21 protein-coding genes are annotated in these 26737 nt (G+C 59.8%); 5 read left to right on the top strand and 16 right to left on the bottom strand.

Annotation, left to right across the window (positions count from 1 at the left end; all coding sequences use genetic code 11):
* Positions 1–633, bottom strand: a 633-nt coding sequence (locus CLR77_RS05895; protein WP_158227124.1) for a hypothetical protein, incomplete at its 3' end; no start/stop codon positions are given.
* A gap of 358 nt (positions 634–991) precedes the next feature.
* Here CLR77_RS05895 and CLR77_RS05885 point away from each other — a divergent pair.
* Positions 992–2689, top strand: a complete 1698-nt coding sequence (locus CLR77_RS05885; RefSeq protein WP_097459612.1) for an AMP-binding protein — start codon at positions 992–994, stop codon at positions 2687–2689.
* A 113-nt stretch (positions 2690–2802) separates the two neighbouring features.
* On the opposite strand, the gene CLR77_RS05880 is transcribed toward CLR77_RS05885, so the two are convergent.
* Together CLR77_RS05880 and astA are read right to left on the bottom strand one after the other, a co-directional pair.
* Positions 2803–3609: a DUF1338 domain-containing protein gene (locus CLR77_RS05880; RefSeq protein WP_097459611.1), complete on the bottom strand. Its 807-nt coding sequence runs from the start codon at positions 3607–3609 to the stop codon at positions 2803–2805.
* Positions 3599–4720: an arginine N-succinyltransferase gene (gene astA, locus CLR77_RS05875; protein WP_097459610.1), complete on the bottom strand. Its 1122-nt coding sequence runs from the start codon at positions 4718–4720 to the stop codon at positions 3599–3601. The genes CLR77_RS05880 and astA overlap by 11 nt, the downstream gene beginning before the upstream one ends.
* A gap of 145 nt (positions 4721–4865) precedes the next feature.
* Here astA and CLR77_RS05870 point away from each other — a divergent pair, with 145 nt between their 5' ends.
* Together CLR77_RS05870 and CLR77_RS05865 are read left to right on the top strand one after the other, a co-directional pair.
* Positions 4866–5294: an Lrp/AsnC family transcriptional regulator gene (locus CLR77_RS05870; protein WP_097459609.1), complete on the top strand. Its 429-nt coding sequence runs from the start codon at positions 4866–4868 to the stop codon at positions 5292–5294.
* Positions 5295–5426: 132 nt separating this feature from the next.
* Positions 5427–6992 (top strand): c-type cytochrome, encoded by a 1566-nt coding sequence (locus CLR77_RS05865; RefSeq protein WP_097459608.1) that lies wholly within the window; start codon positions 5427–5429, stop codon positions 6990–6992.
* Positions 6993–7017: 25 nt separating this feature from the next.
* On the opposite strand, the gene CLR77_RS05860 is transcribed toward CLR77_RS05865, so the two are convergent.
* The 4 genes from CLR77_RS05860 to CLR77_RS05845 form a co-directional block, all read right to left on the bottom strand.
* Positions 7018–7929: a lysine exporter LysO family protein gene (locus tag CLR77_RS05860; RefSeq protein WP_097459607.1), complete on the bottom strand. Its 912-nt coding sequence runs from the start codon at positions 7927–7929 to the stop codon at positions 7018–7020.
* Between the two features lie 222 nt (positions 7930–8151).
* Positions 8152–9765: a methyl-accepting chemotaxis protein gene (locus CLR77_RS05855; RefSeq protein WP_097459606.1), complete on the bottom strand. Its 1614-nt coding sequence runs from the start codon at positions 9763–9765 to the stop codon at positions 8152–8154.
* Positions 9766–9996: 231 nt separating this feature from the next.
* Positions 9997–11175 (bottom strand): ferritin-like domain-containing protein, encoded by a 1179-nt coding sequence (locus tag CLR77_RS05850; RefSeq protein ID WP_097459605.1) that lies wholly within the window; start codon positions 11173–11175, stop codon positions 9997–9999.
* An 18-nt stretch (positions 11176–11193) separates the two neighbouring features.
* Positions 11194–12342 carry a ferredoxin--NADP reductase gene (locus CLR77_RS05845; protein WP_097459604.1) on the bottom strand — a complete coding sequence of 383 codons (1149 nt, stop codon included), beginning with the start codon at positions 12340–12342 and terminating at the stop codon, positions 11194–11196.
* Positions 12343–12524: 182 nt separating this feature from the next.
* Between CLR77_RS05845 and CLR77_RS05840 the strand changes: the two genes are divergently transcribed.
* Positions 12525–13574 carry a helix-turn-helix domain-containing protein gene (locus CLR77_RS05840; RefSeq protein WP_097459603.1) on the top strand — a complete coding sequence of 350 codons (1050 nt, stop codon included), beginning with the start codon at positions 12525–12527 and terminating at the stop codon, positions 13572–13574.
* 146 nt (positions 13575–13720) lie between these two features.
* Here CLR77_RS05840 and CLR77_RS05835 read toward each other — a convergent pair whose 3' ends face one another.
* The 9 genes from CLR77_RS05835 to tssA all read right to left on the bottom strand — a co-directional run bounded on the left by CLR77_RS05835 (position 13721) and on the right by tssA (position 25517).
* Entirely contained in the window at positions 13721–14425 is a 705-nt protein-coding gene (locus CLR77_RS05835) for a transposase (protein ID WP_097459602.1), read from the bottom strand.
* 8 nt (positions 14426–14433) lie between these two features.
* Positions 14434–17109, bottom strand: coding sequence for a type VI secretion system ATPase TssH (gene tssH / locus CLR77_RS05830; protein ID WP_097459601.1), 2676 nt, complete (start codon positions 17107–17109; stop codon positions 14434–14436).
* 113 nt (positions 17110–17222) lie between these two features.
* A complete protein-coding gene (tssG, locus tag CLR77_RS05825; protein ID WP_097459713.1) occupies positions 17223–18329 on the bottom strand; it encodes a type VI secretion system baseplate subunit TssG in 1107 nt (368 codons plus the stop codon).
* A complete protein-coding gene (gene tssF, locus CLR77_RS05820) occupies positions 18293–20122 on the bottom strand; it encodes a type VI secretion system baseplate subunit TssF (RefSeq protein WP_097459600.1) in 1830 nt (609 codons plus the stop codon). Before tssF ends, tssG begins: the two co-directional genes overlap by 37 nt.
* Positions 20122–20601: a type VI secretion system baseplate subunit TssE gene (gene tssE, locus CLR77_RS05815; RefSeq protein ID WP_097459599.1), complete on the bottom strand. Its 480-nt coding sequence runs from the start codon at positions 20599–20601 to the stop codon at positions 20122–20124. Before tssE ends, tssF begins: the two co-directional genes overlap by 1 nt.
* Positions 20602–20618: 17 nt before the next feature.
* A complete protein-coding gene (gene tssC, locus CLR77_RS05810; protein ID WP_097459598.1) occupies positions 20619–22058 on the bottom strand; it encodes a type VI secretion system contractile sheath large subunit in 1440 nt (479 codons plus the stop codon).
* Positions 22059–22122: 64 nt separating this feature from the next.
* Positions 22123–23619 carry a type VI secretion system contractile sheath large subunit gene (gene tssC / locus CLR77_RS05805; protein ID WP_097459597.1) on the bottom strand — a complete coding sequence of 499 codons (1497 nt, stop codon included), beginning with the start codon at positions 23617–23619 and terminating at the stop codon, positions 22123–22125.
* Between the two features lie 2 nt (positions 23620–23621).
* Entirely contained in the window at positions 23622–24146 is a 525-nt protein-coding gene (gene tssB / locus CLR77_RS05800; RefSeq protein WP_097459596.1) for a type VI secretion system contractile sheath small subunit, read from the bottom strand.
* Positions 24147–24281: 135 nt separating this feature from the next.
* On the bottom strand, positions 24282–25517 hold the full coding sequence (gene tssA / locus CLR77_RS05795) for a type VI secretion system protein TssA (RefSeq protein ID WP_158227123.1): 1236 nt from the start codon (positions 25515–25517) through the stop codon (positions 24282–24284).
* Positions 25518–25820: 303 nt separating this feature from the next.
* Here tssA and CLR77_RS05790 point away from each other — a divergent pair, with 303 nt between their 5' ends.
* Positions 25821–26726, top strand: coding sequence for an alpha/beta fold hydrolase (locus tag CLR77_RS05790; protein WP_097459594.1), 906 nt, complete (start codon positions 25821–25823; stop codon positions 26724–26726).
* The last annotated feature ends 11 nt before the right edge of the window (positions 26727–26737 follow it).

Raw genomic sequence — 26737 nt, 5'->3', positions numbered from 1 at the left:
CAAAGCCATCAACGCCATCAACGCCATCAACGCCATCAACGCCATCAACGCCATCAACGCCATGGTGGCAGGCTCAGGAACCGTCTTCGAGATATCCAGCGTCAGGTTCGCAGGCAAACCGTTAGCTTCAACATACCACAAGGTGAAGGCACCGGTTCCGAGGGAATACGCCGAGTTGATAGCCACTGTCGGTGACGATGAATCGACCAACTGGCTACCACCCTGATAGAGGCTGACGCCATCATCGTGATAGATGGTGCCCATAATGGAGTTCGGGGTGTAACCAGTGATTTTCATCAAGGTTGTAAGCCCGAAGCCGCCGTTGCTGAGCGTCGCGGTGTCGATCCAGCCATTCGAACCCGAAATGGCACCGCCGCCCGTGTTGAGGAAGTCCAGGATGTTATTCGACGCACCTTCCGCAAAATCCAGCGCGCCCGTATAGGTGAAGGAATCCTTCACCGTACCGGCAGCCAGTAGGTTTGTGGGAAGCGCCTGGACGCCGGGGCTGCCGCTGGTGCCGCCGCCATCTCCCTGCCAAACGTCGAAAGAGAAGGTGCCTCTGATGGGCGTCGCGCTGGCCGTATTCCTGTAAATTGTGTATTGAGGTTTGGGGTTTACGGAACTACTCCACAAAACATGCAACTTTCACTCAATAATATAAATGAACACGTCAAAATAAGGTCTTAGCGGCGCAGGCTCATTTGGTCGTGTAGCGGGGTCGTAAAAAATGTCGACATGCGAACCTTTCGTCTGAAACAGCTTCTCGCGTGGGCAAATGCCACTGACAGCTTGAGTTGAAAGGCTTTTTAGGTATACCTCGGCAATGAACCAGGGTGCCTCCCATACCTTATTGCTGACAAAATGATCGACAGTGCCGATAAAGTGTTCGTATAAACCCATTGCACCTCGCCGCATCACACGCCGAGACGCCATGGAAAGTAGAAAAACATTGCACGAACAGGCTGATGATTCACAAGGAAGGACAATAGCAATGCAACTCGTTGATATCGTAAAAGGGAAGTCACCTATCGAAATGCTGTATCACTGGGAGAAGGAAACCCCGAACAGCATTTACCTGCGCCAGCCGATCGACGGCACCTGGTATGAGTACACCTGGGCACAAGTCGCCGATAAGGTTCGCCGCCTGACCTCGGCCCTCTATGACCTCGGCTTCGAGCGAGGCGACCGCATTGCCATCCTGTCGAAGAACTGCGCCGAGTGGCTCATTACCGACCTGGCGCTGCAACTGGGAGGATTCGTCAGCGTACCGCTGTATTTTGACCAGTCCGAAGAAACCTTTACCTACATTCTCGAGCATTCCGAAGCTCGTGCGATCTTCGTCGGCAAACTCGATCAGGCCGTATGGCACCGCCTCCGGAACAGCATTCCGGAAGGGGTCGTCAAAATCGGCTTTTCCTACTACGGTTCCGACGGCGATTGCCAACGTGAGCAGGATGTCGAATACCTGATACCAGACCTGATCGCCAAGGCGCCTCCCTTCGAAGGCACCCCGGTCCCAGCCGATGACGATATCTGGACCATTGTCTACACCTCGGGCACCACGGGTTATCCAAAAGGCGCTGTTCACTGCTATCGGGCGCCCCGACACGTCGCAGTAAGAGCCCTGTCCATATTCGACCTGAATCCCCGTGACCGTGCACTGTCGTTCCTGCCGCTGGCGCACGTTGCCGAACGCCTGCTGGTCGCCAACAACAGCCTGTACTCGGGGATGCAGGTCAGTTTCAGTCAATCCCTGAAGACATTCCAAAATGATCTCTGCTCGGTGCAGCCAACCATATTCTTCTCTGTGCCGAGACTCTGGAAGAAATTCCAGAGCGGCATCCTGGAAAAGGTTCCCCAGAAGAAACTCGACCGAATGCTCAAGATTCCCCTGTTACGCGGTATGGTGGCCAAGAAGCTTCGCGTGGCCCTGGGGCTGAGCCAGGCCCGCATCATCGTATCGGGCGCGGCGGCGATATCCCCATCCCTGTTGGACTGGTATGCCAAACTGGGCATCGAGATCGTCGAAGGTTACGGCATGACCGAAAACCTCGCCTACGGCTTTATCGGCCGGCCCGGCGCCAACAAGTCAGGCACTGTCGGCCAGGCGATGCCGGACAACGGCTTCAAGCTCAGCGAGGAAGGCGAAATCCTGTTCAAGAGCCCAACCCTGATGGCGGGCTATTACAAGGACGAGGAAAAGACGAAGGAAGCCATGACCGGTGACGGCTACTACCGCACCGGCGATCTCGGCGTCCTGGACGGACAGGGTTTCCTGCGGATTTCAGGCCGGGTCAAGGAGATCTTCAAGACCGAGAAGGGCGAATACGTTGCGCCCGCGCCCATCGAAAGCAAGCTGGCTGCCTATAAGGGTTTCGAACAGATCTGCCTGGGCGGCGTCGGTCTGGTGCAACCGGTAGCCGTCGTCACGCTGACGGAACAAATCCGCAATCAGCCCAGAGACGTGCTGGAGCAGGAAATTCGCGACTTCGTTCGCGAGCTCAACGGTAACCTGCTGAACCATGAAAAGATATCGGGCATCGTCGTCGCCAACCAGGACTGGTCGCCGGACACCGGCCTGGTGACACCCACCCTGAAGATCAAACGCAGCCGACTGGAAGCCCGTTATGCGCCGTACATGGCGCAATTGGCGCCGCCTGAGCGAGTGGTGGTCTGGGAGGAGGGTTGACCGAAAAAGGCGTGGGGCCGGAAGGCCCCACCCTGAAGATAGGAGACCGGAGCTTGGGGAAGGACCGCAAAAAGAATGGGGGCACAATACCGCATAACGCCCCCCAAACCCGCTTACATCACCGCATCCGTACTCTCGAAAATCTTATCCGCTGACGCCGCCACGAACCCCGAATACAGCTGGCCGTCGGCTTTGGGATAACGCTTGGCGAATTCATAGAAACAGCTCGGAATGGCCAGTGTCTGGTCGGCGAAACGTACTTCAGCCTTGTCCGCCATGGTGGAGGATTGCTCCAGCAACTCCGCGGGGGAACCCTTGATCTCGCCACCAGAGCTATTAAGAACATAGCCCGCATCCTTCAGCGCCTGGTTAACCGCCTCGACACTGTCAAAACCTTCCAGCTGGTTCACGTTCACGGTGAAATGGTTAGCCCTGTATCCCCAGGCCGCCACCCAGGCCGCGTACTCGCTTTCCGCCAGCAACTGCTTGTAAGTGGCATAATCCACCTGCCAATGGGTGCCGGAATACAGGAAGTTATCCGCGCTGACCGCGTCCGGACTCACCTGACCCACCAGATCCCGAATGATGGCCTGAACTTCCGGCGAGAAGGCTTCGACCAATAACTCGGAGATAAACACTTTCGGGGCCGTGGGATCTGTATGCTCGTAGTGTTTCGCGTAGAGCTTCTTCGCGTCGAAATGGTATTCGCCACATTCACGATAACCGAGCGCCAGGAAGTGGGCCGCCAGTTTTTCAAGGCCGACTTTTTCCAGGTTGAAGGTCCGCAGCGCGATATGGTCGTTGACGATATCGCCCCCCTGTGTGCTTCCCAGGATGCGGTGAATCTCCTGTGCGGAAGGCGTGACCTCCAGATAGTTTTCCCACAACTTGTCAAACAAGGTGTGTAAATCAGTGTGCATACAGATACTCCTGTTGATGTCTGCCCGGCATCGTCACGGTGTCGAGATTGGCCGCCGCCTGTGCGGACGCGAGTTGGATAAAGCGCGCGGTACCGCCATCGTCGAGCCCCAGGGAACGGGCCAGCGGGGACGGTATCTGCAGCAAATTATGTTGGGGCAGATAGGTGGCCTGATCGGTCAGGCCTGCACGGAAGTCACTGGTACCGCTATTGGCAACCGCGAGTACCTGTCCCTGCCCCTTGGCACGACGCAGCACCGGCGTACGAACGCCAACGGTCTGTATCCGGCATTCGACAGCCTCCGCAACACTGCGGATCTGGCGCAACTCGGCCTCAACGGTGGGGCCGCCATCGAACAGATCCACATAACCCTTATGCCGGAAACCTTCCGCCTCCAACAGACTGAGCGCAGGCCGGGTCTTCTCGTGAACCTGCCCGATAACCTCCTGGGCCGCCAGGCTAAGGAGATGCGTGTAGAGCGGATATTTGGGCATCAACTCCGCAATAAAACGCTTATTGCCAGCCCCGGTCAGTCCCGTCACCGTGGCGAAATCCAGGTCAACGAAATGTTCCCGGAACCAGTCCCAGAAGGGTGAACGACCATCGTCACTGGAAACCCCACGCATTTCCGCGATCACGGTTTCTGCGAAGCGCTGGGGATGCTGGGCCATAAACAGGAAGCGCACCTTTGACAGCAACTTGCCGGCATTGGGACGACGGAAGGCCGGCCGCAGGTACAGGGAGCAGACTTCCGAACAGCCGGTGTAATGGTTGCACATGTTGAGCACATCGACACGCTTGAACAACCCCATTTCATGGGAGTGATGCACCACCTGGCTCTTGTGGTAATGGTAAAGCGGGCTGTTCAGACCAACAGCCGCCTCAATCCCGGTCGTTCCCATCACTTCACCCGTCTCGCTGTCTTCCAGCACGAACAGGTAACTCTCGGTGCCCGGCTGCACGACATCGCGGGCGAAGCTGTCGATGGAATGCTGAATCTTACGCGTCAGGAAATCCCGGTCGTCCATCAAGGATGTAAAACCCGGACCGGACTCGATAGCAATCTGTCGCAGTGCAGCAAGGTCTTTATGTGCAATCGGTCGAATGATCATAAGGCGTCCACCAGACAAGGGCGCGGACCACGTGGCCACCCCGAGATTCTTTTTTTCAGTATGGGAGGACTTTGTGCCATTTTGTAGTTTCAAAAAAATCGAATTACTGACAAAATATGTCAAAATAACGAATCATTAGATCAATATGATCAATTCAGTCGATCAACGTCTGCTTTCACTTCTCCGCCAGAACGCTCGCACCAGCGTCTCCGACCTGGCCCGCGCCCTGGACCTGTCGCGTTCCACTGTACAAAGCCGCATTGCCCGGCTCGAAGCCAACGGCATCATTCGTGGCTATTCTCTGGTGCTCGGCGGCGAATACCTGGCTCATCAGGTGGAAGCCCATGTTTCGATCAAGGTGCACCAGAAGCTGACCCTGAAAACCAACAGCGCCCTCGAACAGATCAGCCATGTCGCCCAACTCTATGCGGTCAGCGGCGAATATGACCTGCTGGCGATCGTCCAGGCCCAGTCGCTGGAAGAACTGAGCGCGGTGCTGGATGAAATCGGCAACCTGGAAGGCGTGGAGCGCACAAACTCAGCGGTCATACTGGAGACCAAATTCAAGCGGTAGGCTAATATGTGGGTGTCGGGTCGGCCCACCACTAGCGCTGACAGAAGACAAAAGAGGGAGTCCCGGCTCCGACAGGGCTTGAAAAGAGCCACCAGCAGTTAATTCATAACAACAGCTTCAGAGGGCACTCTGATGACGATGACTGCATGGATTCAAAAAGCCGGTCAGCTATGGCTGCCGCTCCTCCTTGGACTGTTTACCTCGCCTGCCTTTTCAGCGTCCGAAGGTCAGACACTGGCTGATCAGGGCAGCGCGCAAACTCCTGCATGCATGAGTTGCCACGGCAACCTCGGCCAGGGCAACGCCGCGGCAGCCTTCCCTCGTCTTGCAGGCCTGTCGAGCGCCTATATCGAAAAGCAGTTGAACGATATCAGGGCCGGCACTCGCCAGAACGCCATCATGCAGCCCATTGCCAAGAGTCTGTCGGAGGGCCAGATCAAAGCGGTCGCCGACTATTATGCCGGCCTACAGCCCCAGGCGACCCCGGTAACAGCCACCACCGAACAGTTGGCTCTGGGGCGGGAAATAGCCGTCAACGGCCTCTGGTCGAAATCGGTGCCGGCCTGCACACGATGCCACGGCGCCGGAGCCCAGGGTGTCGGTGCGGCGTTCCCTGAGCTGGCGGGTCAGCATGCCAGTTATATCCAGGCCCAGCTCAAGGCCTGGCAACAGGGTATGCGCCACAACGATCCCGTCGGCGTCATGGCAGCGGTTGCTCATCAATTGGACGAAAAGCAGGTGCAGGCCGTCGCCACCTACCTGGCATCGCTGCCGGCCAGGGGCGACATTCCCAAGACCGCCTACCCGGATATCGCACCCAGCCAGCCCGACACCTTGCCAGGCTATTTCCAGCCGGGTCTCGCCAAGGATTTACCCTCAGGGAAGTTCGGCGAGTCGGTACGCCGTGGCGCCCACATATTCAACAATACCCACCTCGATCCGCAGGCATCCCAATTCGTCGGTAACGGTCAGGACTGCACCAACTGCCACCTGAACGGCGGGCGTCACGCTAACGCTGCCCCCATGTGGGCAGCCTGGGTCCTGTACCCGCAATATCGAAGCAAGAACGACAAGGTCAACACCATGGTGGATCGGCTACAGGGTTGCTTCACCTATTCGGAAAATGCCCAGGGCTCGGCCAAGGGCAGTGCACCGCCAGCCGACAGCCAGGTCCTTACCGACCTGATGAGCTATATGTACTGGCAGGCCACCGGCGCGCCAACGGGGGTGACCATGAAAGGACGGGGCTATCCGAAGCTCCCGGAGCCACCCCAGCCATTTTCCGCCAAGCGCGGGGAGAAGCTCTTCGCAGAAAACTGCGCCCTCTGCCACGGCCGTAACGGCGAAGGTACGCAACAGGGCAAGAACCAGTATGTGTTCCCGCCGCTATGGGGGGCCCATGCCTACAACTGGGGTGCTGGCATGCATCAAGTGAACACGGCCGCCGCCTTTATCAGGGCGAACATGCCGCTGGGTAATCCCGGTTCGCTCAGCGTGCAGGACGCCTGGGACCTGGCCGCCTTCGTGGACAGCCGCCCCCGCCCACAGGATCCTCGCTTCAAGGGCAATCTGGCGGAGACGGTCAAAGCCTTCCACGCCAACCGCAAGATGGACTTCTACGGTCAAACGGCCGATGGCTATCAACTGGGCGCTCCCGGCACCTTGGAGAAATGGATGAAGGATCGGGCGCTGGAGTAGGCGAGAGTATCCCTGCTGGCGCCGGTTAGCGGCCGATGGCCAGGAAAACCGCCATCAGCACCGGCGCCAGCAGGGAGAGGATAAAACCACTGGCCATGGCGACCGGTACGGCATCGATACCGCCTGCCCGCTGAATGACCGGCAGGGTGAAGTCCATGGTGGTGGCCCCGCCATAGCCGATGGCAAGGGCCGGGCGAAGGGTCATCAAGGCCGGAATGGCCACCAGCGCGATGACTTCGCGCAGCATGTCGTTGAGGAAGGCGGCACTTCCCCAGAGCGGTCCCAGAGCGTCGCCGATGACAATCGCCGACAGTGAGTACCAGCCGAAGCCTGAGACCACCGCCAGCACCTGGGACCAGCTCAGCGGCAGGAATGGCACCAGACAAAGACCGGCCAGCATCGATGTACATAGCACCGTTAATGCAATCCCCAGCCCCTGGCGATTGAAGAGCACCCGGCGCAGGGCAATGCCCGCATTGCGCAACTGGCACCCGATCAGCAACAGCAGAATCATCAGGCAGCCTGTCGCTGCATTGCCCACCCAGGCGCTATCGCGCATCCACAGGAACCCGACGGCAACGCCACCGCAGACGGTACCCAGGGTTTTCAGCGCATCAGAGAGCATCCTCCAACTCGCACCGGAGGACCGCGATTCGTTGAACGACAGGCTCATCGGTGCACATCTGGACCACCACCACAAACCCAACAGGTTGGCCACGGCAACTGCGCCGACCAGCATTCCCACCGTCCCGCCCAGCGCCAGCAATTTAGGGCCCAGGCCATCCACGCGCCCCAGGCCAATTCCCAGCAGCATCAGGATGCCGTATACCAGGATCGAGACCAGACGACTCAGTCGTTGGCGCCAAAGCGCGGAAGGCACGGGGATAAGGTAGCCGAGAAACAACGGCGCGAGAATCATCAGGCTATCGACTGACATGGTGCTCCATCTGGACGACATCTATTGGGTATGCATTCCCACAGCGGGAGGCGGTCAATATACGGCCGCTGTGACCGAGGTTAACTTCCAGGGGAGGCCGGCAGCGGGACGCCAGCGTATCAGAACTTTGAGAGAGGTACGACAATCCGCTTACAACAGCGGGGCCCTTGATAGGCCCCGCAACAGTTATCCATAAACAGCCTGAATCCTCCAGGCCAGCGCTTAGACGCGGAACCGCGACACCATTTGCTTGAGACCCTGAGCTTCTTGCAGCAGGGCTTCACCGGCCTTGCTGGATTCCGCAACGCCAGCCACGGCCTCACTGGATGCCAGACTGATCTGCTGGACACGGCGACTCATGTCTTCCGCCACCGCGCTCTGTTCCTCGGTGGTCGAAGCAACCTGGATGTTCATGTCATTCAGGCTGCCAACCGCGGCGCCGATGGCGTCGAACTCTTCCTGTGCCCGATTGGCCATTTCCGCCCCCTTGGTGCTGGTTTCCCGCCCAGCCTCCATGGAGGCAACCGCGCTCTGGATCCGGGATTGCAGACTCTCGATCATACGCTGAATGTCGTGGCTCGCTGACTGGACCTTGCCCGCCAGTTCGCGAACTTCGTCCGCCACAACCGCAAATCCACGCCCGGTCTCTCCCGCACGGGCCGCTTCAATGGCAGCATTCAGCGCCAACAGATTCGTCTGCTCGGCCACACTCTGGATCACCGACAGGATGCCACCAATCTCATGGGACTCCTGCTCGACCTCACTCATCAGGGTTGCAGTTCCGCTGATGTCATTCGCCAAGCGGTTGACGTCTGCCAACAAGGGTTCCAGCACCTGGCGGCCCTTCATGACGCTTTCGTCCGCCTGGGTGGCCGCACCTGCCGCCGATGACGTGTGCCCGGCAATATCGGCCACACTGGATTGCAGCTCTTCCATGGCGGAAGCCACCAGCTCGGTTTCCTGCGACTGCTGGTCAAGCTGCACACTGGCCTGATTCAGCCCGGCAGACAGCCGGGTAACCGAAGCCACCAGGGTATCGGCCGCCTGCAGGATGCCGCCCACCAACCCATGGAGTTCGGAGCGCATGCGATTGGTTGCCGACGCCAACTGGCTGATCTCGTCCTTACCAACCACCTTCAGCGGTTCGCCACTGAGATCGCCCCTGGCAATCAGCGTCAAGGCCGATGTCACTTCCGGCAACTGACGGATAATGCGGAAAATCATCCAGATCAACAGCATCAATCCCAGAATCATCAAGGTCGATAACCCCAAGGTCCAGTTCCGGCTGAGGCGCAACTGCTCGCTCAACAGAAGCGTTTCGAGCTGGGTTTGCTTGACGGCTTGTTCGACAAAACTGTCCAGCCGGTCTCCCAGGATTCCTGCCGCCTTGTCGAATTGCGGCATCATTGCGTTACCACCGGCAGGCCCTTGATCGACATAGACTTTCGCCATCTTCTGACCGATGTCGAAATAAGGCTCGAAGGCCTGAATGATATCGTCGTAATGGGACTGATTATCCGGATCGATCTGCTTCAGTTTGCGCATGTCCTCTCTGAACTGGGCCGCGTGCGCCTTCGCCTGATCCAACCCGTCATTCAGGCCATTCTGACCCCGGGTCGCGCTGATGTCGGAGAGAAATTGCTGTACCTGAACCACCGACAGCTTCGCATCGTTGGCCAGATTGAGTTTTTGCAGGGTGAATGCAGAGAGACTTTGGGACGATGATAGCGATTCATGGGTCGTTAACACCATGAAGACCGCCTGCGCCAGCAACAGCAGGAGGAACGCCAAGCCGAGTCCCAAAACTCGGGTTTTTACGCTATGCCAATTAACCACTACGTTATCCTTATTATAGTTCTGCCTCGAACGGACCACCCCTTAGTCCGCTTCGATGCCTTAATGGAATGAGCCGATAGATCCCTGAGCGATTCACGCTCAAGTATAGGCAAGAAACTGAAGGGTGCGCTGTTCACGATATGCCGTTGAAGACAGGGGCAGGAGAGGATGTCGCAATAGTCTTGGGGCGGCGATCAGGTTTTGTCACTGAACGACGCCCCACTCACAGAGTCAGGTGAGGTCGGCCGCCAGGTCGGCCTCCGTCAGTTCGGACGCATTCTTGCCGCCGACAAATTGCCAAAGGCCCGCCTGCTCGTAATGCTGGCGCATTCTCGGGCTGAGCAGCCCGATATACTGCAGATTTGGAATCAGGCGCTTGAACATCAGGCTCCGGAAACGCCGCATGGCAGGCGACTCCAGAATGAAGCGGTTCCACTGGCGCCGAGTCATCAAGCCTTCGTACATCTCTTCATAGACTTCGTGCCCCATAAAGCGGTTTCGCATCAACAGCGCGACCTCGAACGCCCAATCCTCCCGTTCACGCAGTTCCGCCGCTGACAGTTCATTGCGAAAGTGCTCGCGTAGCGCAAGCACCCCGTAGTGCACATGACGCGCCTCGTCCTGGATCACGTAACGCAGTAACTGCCGCAGCAGGGGCTCCCGCGTATTGTTGTGCAGCGTGCTGAAAGCGCCCAATGCCAGCCCCTCGATCATGATCTGCATGCCGAGGAACTTGATATCCCAGCGGGCGTCGGTCAGCAGGTCATCGATGATCACGAACAGGTTGTCGTTGATCGGATACATCTTTTCCAGCTTGGTATCCAGATAGCGCAGGAAGACCTCGAGATGACGGCCTTCGTCCATCACCTGTGTGGCGCCATAGAACTTGCCGTCCATCCACTTCACGGACTCGGTGACCTGGGCAGAGGCATACAGCGCCCCCTGCTCGCCGTGCATGAACTGGCTCAGGAACCAGCACACCATGTTGTAGTTGGACTCGGCTTTTTCCTTGTCATTGAGCTTGATGCCATACTCGTGCAGCCCTTCAAAGGGCAGGAAATCCGGATTGACGATGGGGACCTCGGGGTTCATCGGATCGACATCGGTGGACCAGTCCAGATCCCGGTCACCATCCCACTGGTTGGCGACGGCACGCCGATAGAGGGCATTCATCTCCGGAAAATCCAGGCCGTATTGCAGGTCGAAATACGCATCGTGCCGGGCCGGCATCTTCACTGCATCCTGTTTCTTTCCCTGGCGCAGGAACAGGCCGCGCATTGCCGACGGCGCCATGGAGGTGGCCACCTTGCGATTTTTCACCTGCATCATGACCGAGACGTTTTCCAGCGTCGCTTCGACCCGGTTGCGGGCATGTGGTGGCACCCCTTCGAGCATTTTATCCAGTAGCATGACGATCTCCTCGGCGACTCAGGCATCCACCCGGGTTTCATTACAGGGATAGGACAGACAAGCCAGGCGATAGCCCTGGCGGTATTCTTCCGGCGACAGGCTGTTGGGCTGGTCGCTGACCACATCGCCGTCGATGATCCTGACCCGGCAATGGCCGCAACCTCCGACCTGACAACTGAAGGACAAGGGCAACCCGGCGGAGAGTCCTGCCTCCAGCAAGGACTGACCGGGAGCGACCTCGACAGTGCGGCCGCTTTTCTCGAAGTGCACCGTCTGAGCCTCGGTCGGACGGGCCGCCGTCGACTCGGCGGCGGCCCGGAAATGCTCTTCGTGCCAATGGTCCGGCGCCACCGACAGCGCCCTGAGGCTCTGTTCAGCCATGGCCAGGAAGCCCTCCGGACCACAGAGGAAAAAGTGCGTACGCCCACCGTCATCCAGGCCGTTCAACAACGCCGACAGGCGCGTCTCCTCCAGCCGCCCACGCAGCCCCTCCCAGCCCTTACCGGGCTGGGACAGCACGTAATGCAGGGTCAGCGCAGGATGGGATCGGGACAAGGCATCCAGTTCGTCACGGAAGATGATGCTGTCCTCGTCGCGACTGGCATAGATCAGGGTCACCCGCGCGTCACCTTCACGCTGCAGCAAAGCTTCCAGCAGCCCACGGATCGGCGTGATACCGGCGCCAGCCGCAATGAATACAGCCTGATGAATATCCGGGGTCAGCACGAAATCACCGCTGGGACCCAGGATACGAAAGCGATCGCCCACCTTGAGCGACTCGTGGATAAAGGCCGATACCCGGCCTTCAGGCAGGCGTTTCACAGTAATCCGCAGAAGCCCATGTTCCGCCGGTGCCGATAGCGAGTATGCCCGCCGCCGCTCCTCCCCATCGACGACGAAACAGCAGGTGAGGAACTGGCCGGCCCGGTAATTCACCGGCGCAGCGTCTTCGGCACGAAGGTACAGCGACAAGGTGTCGGGGGTTTCCCGCTCGATGCGTTCCACCCTGACCGGTCGCGCCACACTGGAATGATGACGACTGATTTGTCCCCAGGCCCGGCGGTTGGCAGCACGTTGAAGGCGTTCCTGATCTCTGCGCATGTGGATGCGCGACACTTCGTCGCGATACACCCAACCAAGCAGACTGCCCAGAATAGTGTTCGGCACCGGCTTCACTCCCTCATCGCTGGGGCCGCCCCTCGCGGGAAGGCCGTTAATGAGGTCAGTCTAGGAGGGAGGCCTGAACTGCAGAGGTCAACCACTGTGCATTTCCGGACACCTTAACGTTCTCTTTTGAGCTACCTTCTTTTATGCTGTAGAGAAAATTGTCTGACAATCTCCAGGCTGGCATGTCCCATACTATTGACCAATTTCGCTTTCCTTCGCAGTACCTCGACGTCTTTGCCGCCTTCCTGCGGGACCGGGGAAAGCGGCTGGAGAGCTACGCCCAGCGTTGCGGCCTGACCCGCGATCTACGCCCGGCAAGCGGCACAGGAATCAGCGGTTCGCAGTTACAGGCGCTGATGGCCCTGAGCCGGGAAGTCGCCGATCCCCGGATTCCGCTGGCGGCTCAGTTGCTGGAGCATCTCCCGGTTACCGCACACGGCACCCTGGGCATTGTCATCCTCACTTCCCCGAATCTGCAGGCGGCGCTGGAAGCGGCGCTTCGTTTCTACCCGGTGGTTATGCCCGCTTACGATATTGCCTGCGAAACCCACGGCGACAAGATGCATATGCTCTTTCAACCACGCTGTGATCCGGGAGACATGGCCGAGGATCTGACAGAAGTCCTGCTCGGCGCCTTCAATAGCATTCGTCGCTATGTGCGTCCCACCACGCGGCTGCTGGAGATTCACTTACGCCACCAGGCTCGCTTTCCGGCAGAAGCCTATGCTTCCTTTGCAGACCCTGACGGCCTTTTTTTCGGCTGTCCCCGCGACAAGATCGTCATCCCCAAGCGGCACCTGAGCTTCTCGTTGACCACATCCAATCGCATCACGATGGAGCAGTTTCGTCAGCAGTTGGAATGGCAGATTGCCGGGCTGGACCACCCGGAATCGTTTACCGCACAGGTAAGGGAGCGGTTGCGACGGGCGCTCCACGATAACCGGTATCTGGGCGTGGAAGACATGGCAGCGGGACTCAACATGTCGAGCCGGACCCTGGGGCGACGCCTGCAGCGGGAGGGGCGTTCCTTCAAGCAGCTTACCCATGAGGTTCGTATCGACTACGCGGAATTCCTGCTGCTGAACAGTCCCCGGACAGTCAGCCAGATTGCCTATGCCGCTGGCTTTACCAACAACAGCAGTTTTGCCAGAGCCTTCCGCAAGCGAAAAGGCTTCTCTCCCAGCGAGCTGCGCCAACAAAGCCGGCCCCGCCCCAAGAGAAGCATCGACTGAGGCCTATTCGAAATCCATCAGCAGCACGTCGGTCACTTCCCAGTAACGCTGCAGGGTTTCGTCCCATACCGAACCGATGGACTTTTGCAGCTCTTGCTCCGTCAAAATGCTTGCCATCCGTCTACTCTTTTCTGTGCTGCGTCCGCTTAGGATTTCTCTTTCGGCGGCCGCCCCCGTTTCAGCGGTCTTACCGGGCGATCCACCATGCTTTCCAGTTCATACAGGAAACGGTCGCCGCCCAGCGCCAGTTCCTGCTGCACCGTTTCCTCGATGTGCCGGATCAGCCAGGGCGCCAACTCATATTTGAGCAGGTCCTGATAAGCCTCCCGTCGCTCGTCCGAGGATGAACCCAACTCCTTGTAGATCGCATGCTCGGACAGTAAACCCGGCATGTCGTTGTCCGCATCGACATCGGCATGAAAGGCATGACTGGTCCAGGGATAGTTACTCTCCGTGGAACAGAAACCCCGCCGGCGCGGCAGCGACTCGATATAGCGGTAGCAGGTCAGCAAGTAGGCGCCGGAGTCGATCACACTCGACTTATAACGCCCATCCCACAGGGAACCGCTACGGTGATAGCGGTGATTGATCCGCTGCACATAGCGGCGCCCCAGGGACTGCATCATCTGCGGCAGGCCGCTTTCGATTTCCGGCGTGACCAGCAGGTGAATCTCGCCGGGCAACAATGCATAGGCATGCAGGCGGCACTGATAATGTGCCGCAGCCGTTCGCAGGGACTCCAGGAAGAACTGGTAGTCCTCGTCATCGAAGAAGCACGGCAGGCTATTGCTGCTGCGCTGCAGGATGTAGTGGGGGAAACCCCGCAGGTTAAAACGTGCTTTTCTTGCCATATCCCTGCTCAGGCACCTTCTTGAGCCAGCGCAGGCGCCGCATTGAACTGGTACAGGAAGTTGCCGTCAGCATCCACGTCGATATGGATATGGTCGACGCTTTCGCCGTCGGCCATGCGCGCCAGACACTGGGCCGACAGGTCCGGCAACAGCGTCCGGTTCAGGATGTGCTCGATGTTACGGGCCCCGGTATCCACCTCCTGGGAGCGCGCCACCACGTGCAGGACGACATCGTCACCCCAGGTAAACCCGGCGCCATAATGGCTGGAGACGCGCCGCTCGATACGCTTCATGGCCAGATTCGCGATCTGCATCAGGTTCTCGTCGTCCAGCGGGTAATAGGCGATGACGTTGGCCCGCCCCAGGAAAGCCGGCTTGAAGTGCTTGAGCAATTCATGGCGCATGCTGTCGAGCAGGACATCCGGCTCCGGCCGGGTTTCACTCTGGGAGACGATGGCGCGGATGGCGTCCTCGCCCGCGTTCGAGGTCATGATGATGACGGTGTTGCGGAAGTCGATATCGCGACCTTCACCATCCTTGATCGTGCCTTTGTCGAACAGGTTGTAGAACACGTCCTGAACACCCGGATGAGCCTTTTCCATCTCGTCGAGCAGGATGACGGAGTATGGCTTGCGCCGGGCCGCCTCGGTCAACACGCCACCCTCGCCGTAACCCACGTAGCCAGGAGGCGAGCCCAACAGCATGGAGACCTTATGCTCTTCCTTGAACTCCGACATGTTGATCACGGTGAGATTCTGCTCGCCGCCGAACAGCGCATCGGCCAGTGTCAGCGCTGTTTCCGTCTTTCCCACACCGGAGGTACCGACCATCAGGAAAACACCGATCGGCTTGCGCGGATCGGTCAGGCCGGCCCGCGACGTACGGATCGACTGGGCAATGGCCTCCAGCGCATGGGACTGGCCGATCACCCGCTGTTCGAGCCTGGAGCGCAAGTCCAGAATGCCCTTGATCTCATCGCCCAGCATCTTGCCGACCGGTATGCCGGTCCAGTTGGCAACGATTTCCGCGACAGCCTGGCCGCCGACCGAAGGTGTGACCAGGGGCTGTTCACCCTGCAGGTCGGCCAACTGGTTTTCCAGTTCACGCAGGGACTCCCGGCGGGAGGCCAGGTCGGCGTGTTCGGGGCCATCCGCCTCCAGGGTTTCACGCAGCTTGAGGATCTGTTCGACCAGCGCCTTTTCCTGCTGCCAACGGATCTCCAATTGCTCGGCCTCTTCCGTCAGGCGGGCTTCTTCCTCGCGCAGTTCCTCCAGACGTTCATCGTGCTCGCCGCTGGCCAGGTTCTCCTGTCCCAGCAGGCGAATCGCAGTCGCCACCTGCTCAGCGCGGCGACGAACGTCTTCGAGCTGGGCAGGGGTGGAACTCTGGCTGAGCGCCACCCGGGCGGACGCGGTATCCAGCAGACTCACCGCCTTGTCCGGCAACTGGCGTCCGGGAATATAACGCGCCGACAGACGAACCGCCTGAACGATGGCATCGTCCTGAATGCGCACGCCATGGTGCGCGGCGAGACCGTCGGCAATACCGCGCATCATCTCGATGGCAACCTGCTCTTCGGGCTCCTCGACCTTAACCACCTGGAAGCGGCGGGTCAGGGCGGGATCGCGCTCAAAGTACTTCTTGTACTCCGCCCAGGTCGTGGCAGCGATAGTCCGCAGCTCACCACGCGCCAATGCCGGTTTCAGCAGGTTGGCCGCGTCACCCTGGCCTTCCTTGCCACCTGCGCCGATCAGGGTGTGGGCTTCGTCGATAAACAGGATGATCGGTGTCGAGGAGGCCTTGACCTCTTCCACCACCGATTTCAGCCGCTGCTCGAATTCGCCCTTCATGCTGGCACCGGCCTGCAAAAGACCCAGGTCCAGGCTGTGCAGCGCCACACCCTGCAACGATTCCGGCACGTCATTATTGGCAATCCGTAGCGCCAAGCCTTCGACGACGGCCGTTTTGCCGACGCCGGCCTCGCCCGTCAATATCGGGTTGTTCTGGCGACGGCGGGACAGGATATCGATACATTGGCGAATTTCGGCGTCACGGCCAAGCACCGCATCGATCTGACCCTGCTGGGCGCGCTCCACCAGATTAACGGTGAAGCGGGCCAGGGCAGAATTGCCGGCACCCGGCCGGTCGGTATTCGGCGCCTCGCCCTTGCCAGCGGATACGGCCGCACCGAGACTCGCTTCGCGGCTCTCCACCGTCTTGCCGGCGATGCGCTTCAGCGCCAGCATCACGCGATCACTGCCGATCGGTTCAAGCTCGGGCACGTTCTGCACCAGCTGGCCACGCAGACGCTTGTCCCGCATCAGGCCGGCAAAAAAGTGGCCCGAGCTGATGCGATTGGCGCCCAGCTCGGCGCTGGCAATCAGCCAACCATTGGTAAAGGCGTCCACCATGGCCGGCGCGAAGCCCGGCCCCCGCCCATTACCGCTACGCATCCGCTGGATGGCATCGGTCAGTCGGCGGGTCAGTTGGTTGCGGTCGAGATTGAGTTCATCGACGATGACGCTGAATTCCGTATCGGACAGCTCCAGCGCCTTGATCAGGCAATGCTCCGGCTCGATCTGGAAATGCTGAAGGTGCATGGCAAGACCGGACGCATTTTCCAACGTCTGACGAAAGAGAGAGGTTGTGCGCTGCAGCAGCTCACGCAGATCGATTTCCACCATTGTTTTGCTTCCTATGCTCTGGTTTCTTCTGAGTCGTTCGTCGTTTTCAGGGCTTCGCTGACCCCTATCGACAGTCCTTGATGCTCCGGGAAAGGCGCCGTCACGGGAGGGTGTTATCCCTCCGCCTGCCCCATCCCATGGCGGGAGACGGACACGGTTACCGCCTTCGCCGAAGGTGTGTTCTGGTGCAACCGCGTATTCCACCCCAGCAGCGCGGGTGTTTCCGCACTCGCCAACCGCGCCACGGGCAGATCCCGCTGCTGGACCTTGAGCGACAGGTCAAACTCCAGCGCCGGACCGGCCATCATGCGGATCAGGTCATACAATGCCTTGCGGGTGCGGCGGCCGGCGACAATATCCATAAACCGGGTGTAGTCGATGTCATCGACCTCCACGGTGAACTTGTTCTGGGTCGCCCAGGCACGCCGCCCCAGCATGGCGCCGCCGCCCAAATCATTCTGGCAGCCCAGCCCGCCGGGCGCACCGACACGGCTCCAGACATCGTCAGGCAGGGTCTGCCAGTTGCCGGTGAAGGATCGAACCCGCACCCGCAAACCGAACAACTGCAAGATGGCCTGCTGCAAGGCTCCCGCCGAGCAAACACCCCGTGACATCAAGCCGCTGACGTTCAGGAAGATGCCGTCGTGACGGTCGAAGGCCGCCCATTTCCGTTGGGACAGGCCGGTCAGACCGCGCATGATCTCGCCGAACCGGTCGCGGGCCAGCCGCTCCCCCTGATGCCGGCGCGCCTCGAACTGCAGCGCCGGGCGATGCTTGCTCCAGGCGCGGTAGAAGAGGGAGAGGGAACGATGGGTGAAGATATCGAGGAAATCCTTGAGTGCATCGTCCTTGATGCGCAACTGGCGCAATACCTGCTCCGAGTAGTGGAAGGGTAAAACACCGGTGGCACCGACCAGTCCCCAGAAGGTCACATCGACCCGCTGACGCGCGCCTTCGAGCTGGGCGTCCTCGGCCGCCTGTTCATCCGTTTCCACACCCAGCACCGGTGCAGCGCTGAAATGCAGTTGCGGAACACCCGCGAAACGGACAGCCTCTCGCTGGGGCGGATGGAAGTGACCCACCGGTAGCCGCGCCCGCTCCTCGCCGGAACAGGCCTGCAATTCCAGCAGGCGCACCAGCTGGAAAAACTCGAACCGCCAGGGTTCTTGTTGGAGACCGCTGATCAGATCAACGGTTGTGAACCGATTCTCGGTGGCCATTTGCGCAATATGTCCGGTCGCCCTTTGACCCGGACAACCATCCGGGTAAAGGCGTTGATGGAACAGTAGAGGGCGAAGAAACGATCCAGCACTTCGCCAAACAGCATCATGCTGTGCCCGCTCATCAGGGCATCGTCGAACGTCACTTCAATTTCGAGTCCACGGCAGACAGTGGTCTTGCCATCGAGCTTCAGCGGTGCCGTCACCGCCCGGGTCTGTACCTTGAGCAGCGCCGACACCAGGGCTCGCGACGCCTCACTGTCCTGGAAGTCATAAAGCGCGAGAATTTCCCGCAGCACCTTGGCCGCATCGGGACCTTCCAGCGACAGGTAGTTGAGCGTCAGGTGCGAGATCAACCGCCAGCGCGCGGCATCCCGCTGCGGCGGCCGGATCACCGGCGTCAGGTGGGTCAGCGACTGGATACGACGGACACCGACACCGAGGTCAATGCAGTTGTAGAACGGCTGACCGCCCCCAAAAGGCAACTTCTCGGGAATCTGGGCGTTGGTACTCAGGGTGTCGATGGTCAGCACTTCCTGATCCACTGCCACCGGGTTGAAGCCCAGGTCGACCAGCGTCAGCTGCAACTCGCTGATCGGCTCACTGCCGGCGGCACCGACATAGCGCGGCTGGCGCTGTCCCTGCCAGAAGCGCCGATGATGCCGGTTCAGGTCGTTGTGTTCGAGCCCGTAGAAAGGCCGGTAGACATTGCGTTCGCCGCTGCTGGTCAGTCCCTCCACCTTTTCCACGCTGTAGACTTCGTAATGATCCTGCAGGCGGGCATCGGGAATCACCGAATAGGTGGTCTGTTCGCCATTCAGGTTGATCGGCTCGGCACGGTGGGGGAACAGATTGACGATAGGCGTACACCCCAGCGCCAGATTCTCCGGCCCCAGATTACGCTCCAGTTCGGCATGGCTGCGCTTGAGATAGAAATACAGGTCCACGGAATTGCCGAAACTCTCATCGAACAGCGCCGACAGGCCATCCAGATCGAAGAACAGGAATTTCTCCGGGAACACCATGAACTCGGTCAGCAACCGATAGGCCTGGAACGACTGCGGCGGGCAGGGCAGCAGGCCCTCGTCATCCTCATAGCCGACAGCCCGCAGATGATCGGCGGACAGGTGCAGCGGGCGGGTGTCTTCAGGCCCGCGGGCGACAACGATATCCATGCAGTGGTAGAGCAACAGTTCGTGCAGGGCATAGGCGTGCTGGCGCTGCCCGCGCAGGAAAAAGCGCAAACGCGGGAGATCGAGATCGCTCACCTGCAGGCTGTCCGCAAAGGTTTCAAGGCGCAGGTGCAATACCGCCGTGGCACCCTGCATCTGCTGCGAGGCGGGCGCGACAAAAGGACGTTCCTTGAGCGAAAGCCGCGTCGGCTGCAACGGAACCAGATCGACATCGTAGGCGGTCCGGAACCGGCACTTACGGCCATCGAACGCATCGCTCTCCAGCACCGAATGCCGGGGCACCGTCATGACGCTGTCCAGGTCCGATTCCGGATCGAACTGAACCACGCTCATGGCGGGAATCGGCCTCAGATAATGCGGATAGAGCTGATCGAGCAGGGCATCCGACAACTCGCCAAAGTCATCGTCGAGGCGATACTGGATACGGGCATTGAGATAGGCAACGCCTTCCAGCAAGCGCGAAACATGGGGATCTTCCACCACGTCGCCGGACATGCGCAGGCGACCGGCAATCTTCGGGTGGACCCTTGCGAAGTCAGCGCCCGACTGGCGCAGGTAGGCGAGTTCCTTCTCGTAATAGTTCAGCAACTCATCGGACATCAGTGGGCATCCTGGACGTTCACGACGTGGGTAATCGGTTCCAACGCCGTATCGAAAGCAATTTCCTCAGGCGCGGGCTCGGCATACATCAGCGCCTCGATACGAAAACGCACGGTCTGCTCATGGGCGCGTTCGCGCTCCAGCATCGTGACCCGCACCGACTTGAACCGCGGTTCGAACTGCAGAATCTGCTGTTCCAGCAGATGACAGAAGGCTATGCGTCCCTCCGGGCTGACGAAATTGATCGTCTGTAGATCCGGCAGCCCGTAGTTGAGCAGGGACAGATCCAGCGTACCGGGCTTCGGCGACAGGGCGCGGTGCCGCGTATTCAGCAGATGCTCGAGATCGCGACGCACCGATTCACGTAACTCGGTCAACCCCGCATGTTGGCGGTCTGCGGGATCGCGACTCAGGTCCGGGCGGTCGTCGAGCAACCGTTCGAGGATCGAGGGACGAATGCGCTTGTGGTCTTTTGCCATGTTTCAATCGCTCCTCATCAGCGTCCACCCGGAACCAGTTCGGTGGACAATGCCAACTCGGAGACCAGCCGATCCGCCTGATAATGGGGACGCAGGTGCAGCGTGGTCCAATAGGTCCCCGGCCGTTCGGCATTTTCCGACACCTTCACCTGCGCTTCCCGCAATGGATAGCGGGCCTGCATCGCCCAGTCGGCATCTTCCTGGGACGCCACGAACTGGTTGATCCAGTTCTGCAGTTGTCGCTCGCACTGGTCCGCCCGCACATAGGCGCCGATCTTGTCGCGAACCATCACCTTGATGTAATGAGCAAATCGGGCACTACATAGAACGTGCTGCAACAACGAAGCCAGACGGGCATTGGCGGTGGCAACACTGTCGTCGAACTGTTCGGAACGGTGTAACGAGGGCGTACTGTAGAAAATGCCCATCGGGAGATCGTAGGTTTGACAGAACGGGGTGAATCCCAATTCGGACAGCACCTTTTCCTGATCGTCGCCGAGAACCACCTCACTGACGGGCTTCAGCACCAGCGGGTCAATGCCCTCCTCGTAACGATCGATCACCAGATCGCTGACCAGGCCCCCCGTATTGTGATCGCGCAGCAGGCCGCGAATATGGGAAAACCAGCCAACCTCGCTGAACTCCCGGATCAACACCTTCGCCAGGGCAAAGCAGGCATGCCCCCAAAGCTGATGCGCCGGCGAACGACGACTGGCGCGCTCGTTGTAGATAAAGCCGCCGCGGGGCGACTGCCGTCGCTCGTGCGCCGGCCGCAACAGGACCCGAGGTAGTGTGATGGCCATGAAGCGGCTGTCCGGATGGGCCCGCAACCGATTCCAGGGAATGTACTCCGGCCCCCGAAAGATCTCCTGGAGGCGCAGCGGTTGCCCCAGTGTCGAGAAATCGTTGAGGCCGAGCAGCGCCGGCGCGGCATTGACGATAATCGGCGCAAAAGCCGCCGCACCAATCTCGGCCAAACGCTCCAGGGTCGGCACGTCATCTTCGGGATGACCAGGGAAGGGCCGGTGGGACACGCTGAAGTCAGCGACGATCACACCGTAGGGTTCACCACCGGGCACATCGTACTCGGCACTGTAGATTTTCTGGAACAGCAGGCTCTGATCGAACTCCACCGCCCGGATAGCGTCCCGGGTGATCTCGCTCCAGGCAATATCCAGCATGCGAATACGCACCTGGCGCTTGCCGTGTGCATACTGCACCAGATCTTCCAGACTGCGCCAGGCAGCTTCGAGCCGCTGGAAGTCCGGATGATGCAGGATCTTATTGACCTGACGGGTGAGCTGTTCGTCGATGAGCGCGATGGCCCGCTGTGCCACAGCATCGCATTGGTCTGCCGCGACCGCATCCAGACCCGGCATTCCTTTGAGCAAGGCGGCCAGGGCCGCCTTTTCGCCTTCAGGGCCAACCGTCTCCGCGTGCGTGTCACGTTCGCGCATAGGATGTCACACCACCCGGCCGGGGTAACCGGTCATTCGGACCCGTTACCCCGGCCGGTGCGGTTCAGCCGGACTTGGGAATTTCAGCGACCAGACGCATGGACGCTGTGAGTTCTTCCATCTGCAGCCAGGGACGCAGATAAGCCACAGCGTTGTAGGCTCCCGGAGACTCCGGATTTTCCATCACCTCCACCTTGGCTTCCGCCAGCGGGAACTTCGCCTTCATTTCCGGGCTCGCGTCCGGATTGCTGTTGGTGTAGGTGTTGATCCAGTTATTCAACCAGCGCTCCGCGTCCTTGGACTCCATGAAGGAACCCACCTTGTCCCGCGCCATCACCTTCAGGTAGTGGGCAATGCGGGAGGTCGCCATAATATAAGGCAGGCGCGCCGAAATGGCGGCGTTGGCGGTAGCTTCCGCCTTGTCGTATTTCTTCGGCTTCTGGGTCGTCTGCGCCCCGAAGAACACGGCATAGTCGGTGTTCTTGAAGTGACACAGCGGCAGGAAGCCCAGTTTCGACAGTTCTGCCTCGCGGCGATCGGTAATGCCCACTTCTGTCGGACACTTCTGATCGACGTCGCCATCGTCGCTGCGGAACAGATGCGAGGGCAGGCCATCGACCTTGCCGCCGTTCTCTACGCCTCGAATCGCGGTACACCAGCCATGTTCGGCAAAAGAGCGCGTCAGGACCGTACCCATCACGTAGGAAGCGTTCATCCAGGCGTATTGATCATGGGAAACGTCTGCTGCCTTGCCGGAATCGTCCAGCGGGAACTCTTCGTAGTTGAAGGCCTCCACGGTCTTACCGTTCTGGCCGTAGGGCATCCGCGAAAGTACCCGGGGCATGACCAGGGAAACGAACCGGGAATCCTCCGACTCGCGGAAGCTGCGCCAGGGAATGAATTCCTGGGACTCGAAGATCTTTTCCAGATCGCGCGGCTTGGACAGTTCGGTAAAGTCCTCGAAACCGAACATCTGGGCGCCCGCAGCGGAGATGAAAGGACAGAAGCCTGCCGCAGCGACACCGGCCATATTGGACAGCAGCTGCATGTCTTCGCTTTGGTTGGTGAATTCATAGTCGCCGATCAGGCAGCCATAGGGCTCGCCACCCGCCGTACCGAACTCGGTTTCGTAGATCTTCTTGAAGATCTGGCTCTGGTCGAACTCCACGGCCTTGTCGAGGTCCTTGAAGAGTTCGCGCTTGCCGATGTTGAACATGCGAATCTTCAGGGTCGCGCTGGTTTCGGAATTCATCACCAGATGATTAAGCCCGCGCCAGGAGCCTTCCAGTTTCTGGAATTTCTCGCTGTGCATGACATTGGCGAGCTGCTTCGACAGCAACTGGTCGATCTGCTCGATAGCCTGGTTGATCGTGACCGTCAGGTTGCGGTCCCATTTGACGGTACCGGCCGTAAACTGCTCGGCGAGGTTGGCGATCAGGTCGCGCGCTTCGTCCGGTTCGGTCTGTCGCGTCGCCGAGATGGCCATGTCCAGCAGGCTGCCGGACTCCTGTTCTGCGGCTGCGCCGGCTTCGGTTTGCGCTTGGGTCGGATTGTCACTCATTGTCATTCTCCCTCAGCCGGCTTTGCTTCCCCGGTGCCCACTTCTTTGGACAGCGAATCCATCGATTCTGTGTTCTGCAGCACCTGTTCGAGCAGGTTTTCCAACTCCTCGGAACGGTCCGCCTTACTCATCAGATCACGCAGTTTGTTGCGGGCTTCGAGCAGTTTGCGCAGGGGTTCGATCTGGCGCACGATGTTTTCCGGTTCAAAATCCTCCATGGAATTGAACGCCAGGGAAACTGCCAGTTGCTGATCCGGCGTGCCGGTGAGGGCGTCATCGACCTTCAGATCCAGTGTCGGTTGGACCTTACCCATGATTTCGTTGAAATTATCCCGGTCGATCTGAACGAATTTACGGTCGCGCAGCGCCTTACGGTTGGCCGTGTTATCACCGGAGTAGTCGCCCATGACACCGACAACAAAGGGCAATTCCTTGCGAACCTGGGCACCGTTGGTTTCAACGTCGTAGGTAATATGCACCCGGGGCTTACGCACCCGGTTCAGTTTCTTCTGTAAGCTGTCCGACATAATCCTCTCTCCTGAAAATATGTTTGGACGCCCTGGGGAGTCCGCCTATCCTTGCCGGCCTGACCGCATCGCACCAGCATCGCGATACAGCCCGCAACCCTTTCTTCTCCGGATCGATAAACCGGTCTGTCGCTGTTACCAGCTAAAATCCTGTCCTCCACTGTCCGGCGAGGACGGCTCTGCGGCCGGGGCCACTGGGGCAGGCGCGGACGGTGCGGCAAAATCGCGTGTCGGCGAGCCCCCATCCGCACCAATATCGACCCCTGTCACCAACGTATAGTGGGACCGCGCCCGTTCGTCCGGGATCAATTCCTGGAGAAGTTGATTGAGCGGCAACCGTGCCCAGCGTCCGACACGTTCGATGGCGCCCGCAATGGGTGAATGCGGTTCCTGTTGGCGAAAGAAGTCGGCAATGGCCTGCAACTGTTGAAGGGCATCCTGACGCGACTGGATGGGCCCTGAGACGACGCTGGGCATGGAAGAACCTCCGGCGGTGTTCGCTGCAGTGGCCGTTGCAACTGGTGTGGCTTCGGGCTGCTCAGCGGCCGCCTGCTCTTGCGACGCAGCGGTATCGAGACGACTGCCGTACAACTGACGCAAGGCATCGGCAACGACTTCCAGCGACGCCCTTAACGCACTGACCGGCGGAGCCTCGGCAGCACCAACGCGCTCGTCCAACGCATCGGAAAGGCGTTTCAGTGTTTCCTGGGAAGCCTCGGTCGCCGCCAGCAGGTTCTGGCAAAAGTCCATGTCACAGCGCGCAACCTGTTGCTGGAGCGCATCCATATCCATACCGATTTCATCGAACCGTTGGCGCCGGCTGTCAGGATCGTCGATGGCCGCCGCGTCGCGGCAGCGTTGCAACAGGTTGGCCGTTATCGGGTGGTCGGGATCGTCACTGAGGGGGGCATTACGGATAGGCGTAACCAGCGAGCCGTTGCCATCTTCGCCATTGAGACCGATAAGGGGGTAGAGACGGGTTTCCATCCCATCCTCGTCGGGCATGGGATGAAGATGGTCCCAAAAGCGCTCGACCAATTGCTCGATCAGGCGGAAACCATTTTCAAGCCCCGGGATACCGTCGCGGCGCAACAGCGCTTCCGTCAGCCAGGCCGCCACTTCCAGGTCTTTGGCGCGGGTTTGCAGTATCTGCGGCGCGAGATCGCCAATCAGCGCCCACGCCTGACTGATCTCGGCATCGAGGGTCGGATCCAGGCGCCCCTGTCGGGCAAGACTGACCACGCGCCGCCGGGCGTCCTTGACGCGAGCATAATCACTGTCACCGCTCTCCCTGAGATCGACACCAGTCCCGGTTTCTCCTTCAATGGCGGTCAACAGCCCGTCAATATCGAATACGTCCTGCGGGGCCATGCGCTCTTCCATTTATTTGTTATTCGATGATCCTGATGGGCTCAAATCCTGCCTCGACAGCACTGGCGAGAAGGCCCATGACGCAGTAGTGCTGACGTTATAACCCAGCACCAACACCCTGTAAATGTAACCATAGGATGCAGCTCCCCGAGGGCTTTTTGGCCGACGTACGGCATCCCGCGGGTCGGAGTCAGGCACAGTGGCATCGCCCCACACCCCACGGTATCTTAACGTAGACGCAACTACATCTGAATATCAACCATTGAATGATAAAACCAGTTCAGATTAAACACAGGTACTGTCTTGTTTCCCTGGCATAAGCGAGGCCATTGGGTCCCCTTCCTGGCCATTGTGCTGATCGCAGGTTGCGCAGCGCCCGCCTGGCAGCAGTTGCCGGCGGGGGCCAGGGCGGAAATCGTACACACACACTTTGCGTTGCGTGTCGTGTGGCGCCAGTCACCCGACACCGCAGACAGTCCCCTGATCGTCGCCATCGACGGCGACGGCCGCCCCTGGCTGCACCGCACCCGTATTGCCCGCAACCCCACACCGGGCGACCCGTTGCTCTGGCAGTGGTTTTCCCAGTGGCAGGAGCAGGCACTGTACCTCGGCCGTCCCTGTTATTTTTCCCGAACGTTGAATGCCAGCGATCCTGCCTGTTCGCCTTACTGGTACACCAACGGGCGTTACAGCAAAGCGGTCGTCGACAGCCTGGGCCTGGCCCTGCAACGGCTGGCACCGACACGGCCACTCATCCTGCTCGGGCACAGCGGCGGGGGTACCCTGGCCATGCTGTTGGCATCGCGGCTGCCGAACACCTGCGCCGTGGTCACCCTGGCCGGCAACCTCAATGTCGCCGCCTGGACAAGCGCGCATCACTATTCCCCACTCAGCGGTTCGCTCGACCCCGCCCGGCAACCGCCACTCCCCCCCCGGATCGGACAGTGGCACCTCTACTCCAACCGGGACAAGAATATCCAGGCCGGGTGGATTCTGGCAGAGGCCCAACGCCAACAAGCCCATGCCCTGGCAGAACCGGCTAGCAGTCACGAAAAGGGCTGGCTGAGGCTCTGGCCAAGGATCAACACGCTCTTGAAGCTGCAGGTGCTTCCCTACTGTCGGCACCCCCACGCTCTATCCCTCTCTTCCGGCTCCGGCGACACGCAACCGATCACAGCTTCCGGTCGACTCGAAAATCCCGCCAAATAGGCGCAGGATTA

Origin of the sequence: Mangrovitalea sediminis, assembly GCF_002514725.1 — a bacterium.
GTDB lineage: Bacteria > Pseudomonadota > Gammaproteobacteria > Pseudomonadales > Oleiphilaceae > Mangrovitalea > Mangrovitalea sediminis.
This window is presented reverse-complemented; position numbering and strand designations above follow the sequence as displayed.

Bases quoted from the DNA above. Each gene is read 5' to 3' on its own strand.
- CLR77_RS05885 (WP_097459612.1), top strand. From the start codon at position 992: ATGCAACTCGTTGATATCGTAAAAGGGAAGTCACCTATCGAAATGCTG.
- CLR77_RS05880 (WP_097459611.1), bottom strand. From the start codon at position 3,609: ATGCACACTGATTTACACACCTTGTTTGACAAGTTGTGGGAAAACTAT.
- astA (WP_097459610.1), bottom strand. From the start codon at position 4,720: ATGATCATTCGACCGATTGCACATAAAGACCTTGCTGCACTGCGACAG.
- CLR77_RS05870 (WP_097459609.1), top strand. From the start codon at position 4,866: ATGATCAATTCAGTCGATCAACGTCTGCTTTCACTTCTCCGCCAGAAC.
- CLR77_RS05865 (WP_097459608.1), top strand. From the start codon at position 5,427: ATGACGATGACTGCATGGATTCAAAAAGCCGGTCAGCTATGGCTGCCG.
- CLR77_RS05860 (WP_097459607.1), bottom strand. From the start codon at position 7,929: ATGTCAGTCGATAGCCTGATGATTCTCGCGCCGTTGTTTCTCGGCTAC.
- CLR77_RS05850 (WP_097459605.1), bottom strand. From the start codon at position 11,175: ATGCTACTGGATAAAATGCTCGAAGGGGTGCCACCACATGCCCGCAAC.
- CLR77_RS05840 (WP_097459603.1), top strand. From the start codon at position 12,525: ATGTCCCATACTATTGACCAATTTCGCTTTCCTTCGCAGTACCTCGAC.
- CLR77_RS05835 (WP_097459602.1), bottom strand. From the start codon at position 14,425: ATGGCAAGAAAAGCACGTTTTAACCTGCGGGGTTTCCCCCACTACATC.
- tssH (WP_097459601.1), bottom strand. From the start codon at position 17,109: ATGGTGGAAATCGATCTGCGTGAGCTGCTGCAGCGCACAACCTCTCTC.
- tssG (WP_097459713.1), bottom strand. From the start codon at position 18,329: ATGGCCACCGAGAATCGGTTCACAACCGTTGATCTGATCAGCGGTCTC.
- tssF (WP_097459600.1), bottom strand. From the start codon at position 20,122: ATGTCCGATGAGTTGCTGAACTATTACGAGAAGGAACTCGCCTACCTG.
- tssE (WP_097459599.1), bottom strand. From the start codon at position 20,601: ATGGCAAAAGACCACAAGCGCATTCGTCCCTCGATCCTCGAACGGTTG.
- tssC (WP_097459598.1), bottom strand. From the start codon at position 22,058: ATGCGCGAACGTGACACGCACGCGGAGACGGTTGGCCCTGAAGGCGAA.
- tssC (WP_097459597.1), bottom strand. From the start codon at position 23,619: ATGAGTGACAATCCGACCCAAGCGCAAACCGAAGCCGGCGCAGCCGCA.
- tssB (WP_097459596.1), bottom strand. From the start codon at position 24,146: ATGTCGGACAGCTTACAGAAGAAACTGAACCGGGTGCGTAAGCCCCGG.
- tssA (WP_158227123.1), bottom strand. From the start codon at position 25,517: ATGGCCCCGCAGGACGTATTCGATATTGACGGGCTGTTGACCGCCATT.